We start from the raw sequence: 8,678 nt of genomic DNA, 5'->3' as shown, positions 1-8,678 counted from the left end.
ACCCGGGATTGCCCCCGTCCGCCCCAGATGGGCTTCTACGGCCCTCACAGCCGAAAGCCCGCTCAGGTGAGCGGGGTCCCCCACAGACCCCCTATGGGCCACCTGAGGCCCGAGTGGGCTCAGATGCGGGTGCGGTGGAAGTTCAGGTAGGAACGGCTCGGCGTCGGTCCGCGCTGCCCCTGGTACCGCGAGCCGTACTTCTGCGAGCCGTAGGGATGCTCGGCCGGCGAAGTGAGCCGGAACATGCACAACTGACCGATCTTCATACCGGGCCAGAGCTTGATCGGCAGCGTCGCGACATTGGAGAGCTCAAGCGTCACATGCCCGCTGAACCCCGGGTCGATGAAGCCCGCGGTGGAATGGGTGAGCAGACCGAGCCGCCCCAGCGAGCTCTTCCCCTCAAGCCGGGAGGCGATGTCGTCCGGAAGGCTGATGACCTCATAGGTGCTGGCCAGAACGAACTCCCCGGGATGCAGGATGAACGGGTCGTCACCCTCGGGTTCGACCATCCGCGTGAGATCGGGCTGCTCGATCGCCGGGTCGATGTGCGGGTACCGGTGGTTCTCGAAGACCCTGAAATAACGGTCCAGACGCACGTCGACGCTGGAAGGCTGGATCATCTCCGGCTGGAAGGGGTCAAGCCTGACCCTGCCGGACTCGATCTCGGCGACGATGTCACGATCGGAAAGCAGCACGTGAGGCAACCTACCAACGCCGTGCCCCCCGGCAGACCGAGAAACTCCACTCCGCGGACTGCGAGAGTGCCCCGAGTTTCCGCTACAGTGGTGGACGCGGCAGACCGCTGCGGGTGTAGTTCAATGGCAGAACATCAGCTTCCCAAGCTGACAGCGCGGGTTCGATTCCCGTCACCCGCTCCACTCCAAAGGCCCAGGTCAGGGATTGATTCCCGACCCGGGCCCTGATTGTCTCTAGGGCGTTCTCGATCTTCCGTGCAATTAACGTGCAATTAGCCGACGGGGGCAAGCACCCCGGCTGAGCCGTCCTCATCGTCGTCCCGCTTCTCAAGCTGCCTGTCGATCGCATCCGTGATCGCCTTGTCGGCACCCCGTACGGCGTGCTGATAGATCATCGCGGCGCGTACGTTGTCGTGTCCCATCCGGGCCATCAGGTCCTTGAGACCCACACCCGACTCGGCGGCGAGCATGTTGCCCGTGTGCCGAAGATCATGGAAGTGCAGACCTGGCACGCCCATCTCCTTGACCACACCGACCCAGCGCGTACGGGTGTTGAAGCCGCTGCGCCGGAGTGGGCCGCCCTTCGCGCCGGGGAAGACGAGCGCGCCGGGATCGTCCTGGACGTAGGTGGCGATGTGCTCCCGGAGCGCCTGAACGATGGCTTGCGGGATGCCGACAGTGCGCCGGCCAGCCTTGGACTTGGGCGGACCGAGGACCAGTCCCCCGGTCGAGCGCTCCACGAAGGCCACCCGTATGCGCACCGTCCCAGCGCCGAGGTCGATGTCACTGCGGCGGAGCGCGCTCACCTCACCCCATCGCAGACTGGCGAAGGTGGCCAGGAGCACCAGGGCGCGGAAGCGCCGGTCATGGGTGCGGTCGGCCCGACCGTCCGTGCCCATCTTCCACAGCGCCCGTTCGGCGTCCGCCCGTGTGGTGAAGACCTCCGGATGGGTGCGCATCTCGCCGTGCCGCTGGAAGCGCAACCGATAGGCGTTGTCCTTGAGCTTGCGGACATTGCCGACCGGACGACGGCCCACGAGGTCGGCCAGCTCGAAGACCTGGGCCACGGTGAGCACCGGGCGCTCCTGGGCGTGCTCGTCGCCGGCCCCGCGGATCCGGCACGGGTTGTGCGAGAGGATGTGATCCTCTTCGGCCGCCGTCATCAGCACGGCCCGCAGCAGGCGATATGCCTTGGCCGCCACGGAGACCGAGACCCCGTTGCCGAGCAGGTCGGCCCGCCACTGCCGAATCATCGCGGTGGAGAGCTTGCCGACCGCAGCGTTGCCGAGATACGGCGTGACGTGCTTCTTGAGGAGCCAGCGATAGAGGTCAAGCGTGCGTGGCCGGAGACCGGGCCGCTGGGAGATCCATGTCTCGGCGTAGTCCTGAAGCTTGATCTTCCCGCGATCCGGGTCCGTCCACTCCCCCGAGATCATCCGGGCCTCGATCAGGGTGAGCGCCCGTTCCGCGTCGCCCTTGCGCTCGTAGGTCTCGGGAGCCATACGCCGCCGCCCGTCCGGCCCCAGGTAGCTCGCCTGGAAGCGTCCGGGCGGTAGCTGACGGATGTTGCCGAAACGGCGATGGTTCCCCTTGGCCATCAGGCCGCCTTTCTGGTGACGTCGGACGTCGTCAGGGGCTCGACCGTTCCCGCGACGATGAAGGCGAGCAGCGCGGACTCCCGAATGCGGACGTGTCGGCCGACCTTCACGAACTCGATCCGCCGTTCCGCGATCAGGCGACGGATGAAGCGTTCCGAGGTGTGGAGCAGTGCGGCGGCCTCATGGGCCTTGAGTAGTTCGTCCAATGCGTTCTCCTGTCAGGCGGCCAGTGAAGTTGCCGAAAGATCTGGTTGTCCTGTCGCTCTCGCCTCTGCCTGCTGCATGGCCATGCGCCATCGCTGGCGTTCGGCGATCTGGTTGAGCAGGCGACGGGCACGGGGTAGCAGGTCGGGATCACCGGCGAGAACCGGCCGCCAGGCGTACTGGTCGGCGGGCTGCTCGTCGGCGAGGCCGAGGGCTTCCATCACCCAGGCCCGCCGGTCCTGCTTGTGCTCGCGGAGGGTCTTGCCGGACCACTTGCGGGAGACCAGGACGCGACGGCCCGCGTAGCCGAGGTGTTCGGGCTTGTGAGCCTTGGACCGGCAGGCACCGGGCCTCATGCCCGCCTTGGCGTTCTTCGGCTGCACGCCGTATCGGAGCCAGTTCGGGCAGGTCGGCGCGCACGGCTCAAAGCGCAGAACATCGGCCAGGCGTTGCACGTGGCGACGCTGGGTCTCGGTCTCGGGAGCGTGGCAGTCCCCGACCGACTTGGTCAGGTACTTGCCGAGGTAGCGGATGCACTGGTCGGCATCCGGAGTCCCGGCCAGCACGCCTTGGACGTCCACTTGGACGCCGAAGCGGAGCACATGGAACGGCTCGGCCTCGTCGTCCTGGTCGAGCCGGTCGAGGGCCTGTTCCCACGTCGGCAGCAGCTCCCCCGTCACCGGGTCGAGGTAGTCGCCGGCCTGCCGGTCCGGGTACGGCTCCGCGCGCTCGGGCCGGTCCGTCCAGACGGGCAGGTGATCGCCCTCAAAGACGACCGTCTCGACCGAGGGCCACCACACCTGGTGGTAGGTCGCGGCGGCGATGGCCTTGACCTCCTTGCGCGGCAAGGTTCCCCGGACAGCCATGTGAAGGTGTGGAGCGAGCCGCCGCTGTGGTTCGACTGAGGAGAAGTACTGCACGTCATAGCCCGCCACACGGCGGAGGTTCTGCACGAAGCGGTCCAGGAGCTTGGAGAAGTGCAGAGCGTCCCGGGCCGCCTGGACGTAGTCATAGGTGTCCGGGTCGACGGGTGTGCCGTCCTGCCGGACCCTGCCGTAGCTGGGCAGAGTGAGCGTGACGAACAGAGAGGGCCGGTAGGTCGTGCCGTCCGGGGCCGTGTAGGTCTGTCCCACCGTCCGAGCCTCATGGGGCCGCTTGGGAAGGTCGGGAGCATCCTGCCGACGTCGTGTGGACCGTGTGCGCTTGGGCCTGTCGTCGGGCAGGACATCACCCCGGACCCCGGCCGCTCTGATCTGGGTGTCCACGTCGGCGATGACCGCGTCGATCTCGGCGGTGGAGTCGCCGGCCTTCTCGACCCGGTCCCGCGCCGCCTGGAGGTCCGCCCGCTGTTCGACGAGTCGCCGCTGTTCCTCGTCGGGATCGCTCCTGACGACGACCGGCTCGTGATCAAGATGCCAGCCCTCCCGGCACTGGGCCATCCGGAGTTGCCGGTTGCGCTTGGCACAGCTCGGGCACTTGCTCTCCAGGGTCGCGCCACACGGCACGTCGACGATCTCCGCCTTGCCGGTCGCGAGGTCGATCCGCTTGAGCGGCACCGGCCGGACGCAGACTCCGTTCTGTACGGCCACCGCCTCCAGGACCTCCAAGGCGGAGGGTAGAACGGTCTTCACCAGCCGCGCCGGGGATGCCGGGAGCGCGGTCTGAGCTTCGGTCATTCGCACTCTCCGATCTCCGGGAACGCGAGCGCCCGCTGTCCGCACTCCTGGCACTCGACCAGGCCCCGCACGGGGTCGAGCCAGAGCGCGTCGAGGGTGCCGCAGACCGAGCAGCGCAGGTTGTCGAGGAAGTGGGCCAGGGTCATGCGGCCTCACCCCCGACGGAGTCGCGGGCCATGTGCCGGATGTCCTCGTCGGAGACGTAGGCCGCGCGGACCCGGATCGGGTCGAGGCTGGTTTCCAGGCGGACGAACCCGACCCCGGCACCGACCTCAGGACGTGGCGAGATGAGGTCGGCCAGTGCTCCCCGGTCGCGTGCTCCGTCGCCGAGGACCATGTCCACCTGTTCGGACTCGTCGAGCCGGAGCGCGATCTTGTCGGGGAACAGGTTCCGGATGTTCATGACCTCCTTGCGCGGGTCCTGAAGAGCCGCAAGGACGCCGACGCCGACCGCCCGGCCTTGGGTGGTCAGGGTGGCGAGCGCGGCCGTGATGCGCTGCCGTAAGCCCTTGTCGGACTGGTAGGCGGTCAGGAACGCCACCTCATCGACGATCACCAGGACGAACGGGTCCTCCACAGTCGGGACATGGTTGCGCTGAACCCCGGCGAATCGGGCTGCTCTCTCCTGCATGACCGAGACCGCCTCGTCGAGCAGGTCGGCGCACTCTTTGGGAGAGGCCGCGTACCGGTCACCGAAGATGGCCCGGCCGTAGGACAGCTCCATGAGCTTGGGATCCAGCGCCCAGTGCTCCACCAGCCCGGCCCGGACCGCGGGGAGGAGACCGCGGATCGCCGACCAGATGACGGACCCCTTGCCTGCCCCGGTGGCCCCGGCGACCAGGACGTGAGTCCCGTGAACCTTGAGCCGCCACGGTTGTCCGTTTTCCTGCATGCCGACCTCCACCGGGCCGACTGACGGTGTCTCGGGAACGGAGACGGCCGGAAGCGGTACGGCCAGCGGGTCGCACCGGGGAAAGGTGAGCAGCAGCCGACCGGCACGTGCCACGGTGACCCGGCAGGAGACGGCGCCGAAGCCGTGCGCGAGGTGTTCGGTCCGGTCGGCCCAGTCCTTGACGGCCTGCCCGCTGAGCATCTTCACCGCGACCACATCGGCCCACGAGGTGCAGGAGACCCCGACGAGGCGGGGTAGGTAGTCCCGGCCGCGCACGTGCCGTCCGAGACCGGAGATGACCATCACGGGTTGCCAGTGCCGCCGGTAGACCCAGACCAGGCGCCACCAGGCCAGCAGCCGCCAACCGATCCAGTGGTTGAACGAGGCCCGGTCGAAGAACGCCCAGGGGATGAGGGGCGAGACGGGGAGGGTGGTCACGGCCAGGGCGACGCGCCAGCCGTACAGGGTCCAGATCACGCCGGGGGCCGCGACGACGGCCGAGGCGATCGGGTGGCGCCAGAGCAGGCGGACGGCGCCGGCCAGCAGCCGCCCGACGAAGATGATGACAGTGATGATGGCCGGGGTCTGGACCACAGCCGGGCGGAAGACGACGGCGGTGTCCGGGGTGGTGGAGACGAGGTGGTGCGCCTCGTCGCCGGGCAGTTTTTTGAACATTAGGCTTGAGCCCTCTCTTGATTTGCATCCGGGGAGATGAGGGGCCGCCGGAAGGACCAGTTCCAGCGGCCCCGTTTCCATGTCAGGCCGCGATGCCCTGGCCGTTGGCCAGACCGTGGAAGGAGCGCTCGACCAACCGGGCGAACGACAGCGCCTCGCGGGCAAGTTGGCGGGCGAAATCGACGTCGGCGGCGGTCACCAGGTCACTAGCCGAGGTGGTGACCAGGACCGAGACAGCTCCGAAGTCGAGCGCCAGAACCGGCGTGCGGGCCGGGTAGGGGTAGCTGGTCGCGCGGGCACCGCGACCGGTGTTGAGGTTGATGATGCTGACGCGGTGGGTTCTGCGGCGGGTCATCAGGCGGCGTCCTTTGCGGGGGTGACGATGTTCCTGGTAGCGGGAGCGGTACCGGTGCGGGGAGCGCGCATCGCGCGGACCTTGATCGAGTAGGCGAGGCGTCCGGTGCCGTTGACGTAGGGGGTGACGGTGACGTGGTCGAACTCGACCGGGGTGAAGGGCAGGCCCGGCATGGGGGCCGGGGGTACGGGCTGGACAGGGGCGAGGATCTTGACGGCCACGGTCTTCTGTCCGGGCTTGACGGTGGGGTCGGCGTCCATGACCGCGACCTGCCACACCAGCTCTCCGGTGGTCTTGTCGCGGGACTGGACGAAACGGCCATTGGTGGAGGCGTCGAAGTCCTTGACCGGCTCGACCTCTCCGACGACGTAGCAGCCGTGCGGGAAGACCATGTCGAAGCCGACGGGGATGGGTCCTTGCAGAGCCATGATGGCACTCCTCTTACCGAGTGACCGGCACTTAACCTGTCAAGTGTTTTGAGAATACGTTTCGCAACTTGGTAGGTCAAGTAACGGAGTTAGCTATCGGGTGGAACCGTAAGCTTGCCGTGCTTCCCCGCCGATAGCCGGCGGCGAATACTAATGATCATGACGTCGGACAACACTGCACGGCGGGGCAGTACGGCACTGGGCGTACTCGGCGTCATCTGGTTCATCGGCACGCCACTCTCGGCCTACCTGGCATTTGTGTTCGGCTTCGCCCTGGCAGGCGCCGAGGCGAAGAACGCACAACTCGCCGAGGTCTTGGCGATCACCGCCCTGGGCCTGGGCTTGGGGACCCCAGTCGTCGGCCTGTTCATCGCCCTTGCACTCAACAACAAGGGAGGGATGTGGGCCTACGGCGTGATCGTTGCCGCGATCGGAACCTTGATCATCGTGATCGCGCCCAAGGACAGCGGCAGCCCGATCTATCGTGAAGACCTGCCCGTCTGTACGGCACCGCCGGACAAGGAGGCAGGGGTACCTGGCTGTTAACCGATCGGATAGGCGTCTTCCAGCTCGTGCCGATCAGCCGGGAGCAGCACTTCCACCACGGCCAGAGCCGTACCCGAGGCGTCCCGGACCGCGCCGTAGACCGCCAGGAGCGGCGTGTTCTTGGGCATGCCGAGTTGCTTGGCCTCAGCCGTGGCAGGCATGCGGGCGGTGATCTGTTCCACGATGTGATCGAACCGCACCCCCTTGCGGGACTGGAGGTGCTCGCGAAGGCCCTGCGGGAGCGATTCGGCGCTGGTCAGGTCGGTGCCCTCGGACAGCTCCAGCGGCACCCACACCGAGACGACCTCGGTGGGCTCGCCGTCCCGGCTGATCAGGCGCCGGCGCAAAAACGCCTTGCTCTTCGGGGCCAGGTTGAGCAAGGCGGCGATCCGGTTGGGTACGGCTACGGCCGCCGCTTCGATCACCTCACCGGCCGAGGCGGTCTCCGGGGCGGTCAGGTAGGCCTGTCCAGGGCGGGGCTGTTCGGCCGAGGCCATCGCCGGTCGGCCGCGCACGAACCGGCCCTTGCCCTGCTGGGAGTCGATCCACCCCTGCTCGCGTAGCACCCGTAGGGCGGCGACCACGGTGGGCCGGGAGACGCCGAACTCGTTGATGAGCTGGTTCTCACTGGGCAGCAGCGAGCCCGGAGGGTAGTCCCCCGACTCGATGCGCCGTTGCAGCGCCTGCACGAGCTGTGCGTACTTCGGCGGTACGGACTCTAGCGACATTACGACCGTCCATCACCCGACAGGTTGTTTTACCAAGTTAGAGCGTAACTTGGCTTTCCTCGCCTGTCACGCCACCGCCGACAGGCGGACCGGAGAAAGCAAGGGGCCCGGCAGGCAGACAGCGGGGGAAGGCGTGCGCTACGGGGGCGGGCTGCACGCGCCGACCTGTCTGCCTGCCTGCCTGCCTGCCTGCCTGCCGGGAGATGAAAGGCGCGACGGGGCAGGGGTAACGCTCCCCGGCCCCCTCCTGACCGGGGGCTCACCGCCCCGCCGCGCCCGTCTCAGAGACCGACGTAGTCGGCCAAGATCTGGGCCGCGCCCGGCACGTCGCTCACCGGGTGGCGTTTCTCGGCGGACTGCCAGGAGAAGTAGGCGCCGCCGTAGCCGACGAACACCCACACCGGCAGCCCCACCTGTGGACGGGGGATCATCAGCGCGGTGTCGTTGTCGCGCAGTTCCGCCCGGACTCCGAGCGGGAGCAGCGCATCGCGAAGGAGAATGAGGGCAAGGGCCTCGTTCTCCTGCCGTTGTTCGGACAGATGGGCCGCAGCAGTCTGCATGATCGGGTTCATCTGGCGTTCCTTTCGGCCCGGCCGCTTGCGAGGCAGTCGAGACATTGCTGTTCTCCGTGTGTCTCGTGGTCATCGCCGCTCTCGCCGAGGAGAAGGGCACGGCGCGAGCTGCGCAGCTTGGTTCCACGTCCCCGGCATGCAGGGCAGGGGCGTGTCTCGCTGGTCTCGTCTGGCCGGGTCACCGTCGCCATCTCCTCGTTTTGATCCGCGCTCCCTGCGGCGGAAGGCGGGCTGACGTACCGTGGTTGCTTGGTTGCAAGTCCACCGGCAATTCGCGAATGGCAGGACCCCCGCAAAGCCCCCCTTCTT

11 protein-coding genes and 1 tRNA gene are annotated in these 8,678 nt (G+C 67.7%); 2 read left to right on the top strand and 10 right to left on the bottom strand.

Features of this window, described 5'->3' with window-relative positions; genetic code table 11:
- Positions 1-119: 119 nt before the first annotated feature.
- The gene (gene dcd / locus CA984_RS40300; RefSeq protein ID WP_086578620.1) at positions 120-695 is read right to left on the bottom strand and encodes a dCTP deaminase; all 576 of its coding nucleotides are present in this window, start codon (positions 693-695) and stop codon (positions 120-122) included.
- 109 nt (positions 696-804) lie between these two features.
- Here dcd and CA984_RS40295 point away from each other — a divergent pair.
- Positions 805-878 (top strand) — tRNA-Gly (locus CA984_RS40295).
- Positions 879-967: 89 nt separating this feature from the next.
- Here the strand turns inward: CA984_RS40295 and CA984_RS40290 are convergent.
- The 7 genes from CA984_RS40290 to CA984_RS40265 all read right to left on the bottom strand — a co-directional run bounded on the left by CA984_RS40290 (position 968) and on the right by CA984_RS40265 (position 6,523).
- The gene (locus CA984_RS40290; RefSeq protein WP_086578619.1) at positions 968-2,293 is read right to left on the bottom strand and encodes a tyrosine-type recombinase/integrase; all 1,326 of its coding nucleotides are present in this window, start codon (positions 2,291-2,293) and stop codon (positions 968-970) included.
- Positions 2,293-2,499 (bottom strand): helix-turn-helix domain-containing protein, encoded by a 207-nt coding sequence (locus CA984_RS40285; RefSeq protein ID WP_086578618.1) that lies wholly within the window; start codon positions 2,497-2,499, stop codon positions 2,293-2,295. Before CA984_RS40285 ends, CA984_RS40290 begins: the two co-directional genes overlap by 1 nt.
- A gap of 12 nt (positions 2,500-2,511) precedes the next feature.
- Positions 2,512-4,173 (bottom strand): replication initiator, encoded by a 1,662-nt coding sequence (locus CA984_RS40280; RefSeq protein WP_086578617.1) that lies wholly within the window; start codon positions 4,171-4,173, stop codon positions 2,512-2,514.
- A complete protein-coding gene (locus CA984_RS46750) occupies positions 4,170-4,319 on the bottom strand; it encodes a hypothetical protein (protein ID WP_165781602.1) in 150 nt (49 codons plus the stop codon). The genes CA984_RS40280 and CA984_RS46750 overlap by 4 nt, the downstream gene beginning before the upstream one ends.
- Positions 4,316-5,740 (bottom strand): FtsK/SpoIIIE domain-containing protein, encoded by a 1,425-nt coding sequence (locus tag CA984_RS40275; protein ID WP_086578616.1) that lies wholly within the window; start codon positions 5,738-5,740, stop codon positions 4,316-4,318. Before CA984_RS40275 ends, CA984_RS46750 begins: the two co-directional genes overlap by 4 nt.
- A gap of 82 nt (positions 5,741-5,822) precedes the next feature.
- The gene (locus tag CA984_RS40270; RefSeq protein ID WP_086578615.1) at positions 5,823-6,095 is read right to left on the bottom strand and encodes a hypothetical protein; all 273 of its coding nucleotides are present in this window, start codon (positions 6,093-6,095) and stop codon (positions 5,823-5,825) included.
- Positions 6,095-6,523: a plasmid replication, integration and excision activator gene (locus tag CA984_RS40265; protein WP_086578614.1), complete on the bottom strand. Its 429-nt coding sequence runs from the start codon at positions 6,521-6,523 to the stop codon at positions 6,095-6,097. Before CA984_RS40265 ends, CA984_RS40270 begins: the two co-directional genes overlap by 1 nt.
- A 159-nt stretch (positions 6,524-6,682) precedes the next feature.
- On the opposite strand from CA984_RS40265, the gene CA984_RS40260 reads away from it, so the two are divergent.
- Positions 6,683-7,069, top strand: coding sequence for a hypothetical protein (locus CA984_RS40260; protein ID WP_133061924.1), 387 nt, complete (start codon positions 6,683-6,685; stop codon positions 7,067-7,069).
- Here the strand turns inward: CA984_RS40260 and CA984_RS40255 are convergent.
- Positions 7,066-7,797 (bottom strand): GntR family transcriptional regulator, encoded by a 732-nt coding sequence (locus tag CA984_RS40255; protein ID WP_086578612.1) that lies wholly within the window; start codon positions 7,795-7,797, stop codon positions 7,066-7,068. The genes CA984_RS40260 and CA984_RS40255 overlap by 4 nt on opposite strands.
- A 281-nt stretch (positions 7,798-8,078) precedes the next feature.
- A complete protein-coding gene (locus CA984_RS40250; protein ID WP_086578611.1) occupies positions 8,079-8,369 on the bottom strand; it encodes a hypothetical protein in 291 nt (96 codons plus the stop codon).
- Between the last annotated feature and the right edge of the window lie 309 nt (positions 8,370-8,678).

This window comes from Streptosporangium minutum (genome assembly GCF_002149035.1).
Lineage (GTDB): Bacteria > Actinomycetota > Actinomycetes > Streptosporangiales > Streptosporangiaceae > Streptosporangium > Streptosporangium minutum.
Note: the sequence above shows the minus strand (reverse complement) of the source record. Positions and strands in the feature narration are given on the sequence as shown.

Excerpts from the sequence above, each read along its gene's own strand:
- CA984_RS40290 (WP_086578619.1), bottom strand. The coding sequence starts at position 2,293 with ATGGCCAAGGGGAACCATCGCCGTTTCGGCAACATCCGTCAGCTACCG.
- CA984_RS40270 (WP_086578615.1), bottom strand. The coding sequence starts at position 6,095 with ATGACCCGCCGCAGAACCCACCGCGTCAGCATCATCAACCTCAACACC.
- CA984_RS40260 (WP_133061924.1), top strand. The coding sequence starts at position 6,683 with ATGACGTCGGACAACACTGCACGGCGGGGCAGTACGGCACTGGGCGTA.
- CA984_RS40280 (WP_086578617.1), bottom strand. The coding sequence starts at position 4,173 with ATGACCGAAGCTCAGACCGCGCTCCCGGCATCCCCGGCGCGGCTGGTG.
- CA984_RS46750 (WP_165781602.1), bottom strand. The coding sequence starts at position 4,319 with ATGACCCTGGCCCACTTCCTCGACAACCTGCGCTGCTCGGTCTGCGGC.
- CA984_RS40275 (WP_086578616.1), bottom strand. The coding sequence starts at position 5,740 with ATGTTCAAAAAACTGCCCGGCGACGAGGCGCACCACCTCGTCTCCACC.
- CA984_RS40250 (WP_086578611.1), bottom strand. The coding sequence starts at position 8,369 with ATGAACCCGATCATGCAGACTGCTGCGGCCCATCTGTCCGAACAACGG.
- CA984_RS40265 (WP_086578614.1), bottom strand. The coding sequence starts at position 6,523 with ATGGCTCTGCAAGGACCCATCCCCGTCGGCTTCGACATGGTCTTCCCG.
- CA984_RS40255 (WP_086578612.1), bottom strand. The coding sequence starts at position 7,797 with ATGTCGCTAGAGTCCGTACCGCCGAAGTACGCACAGCTCGTGCAGGCG.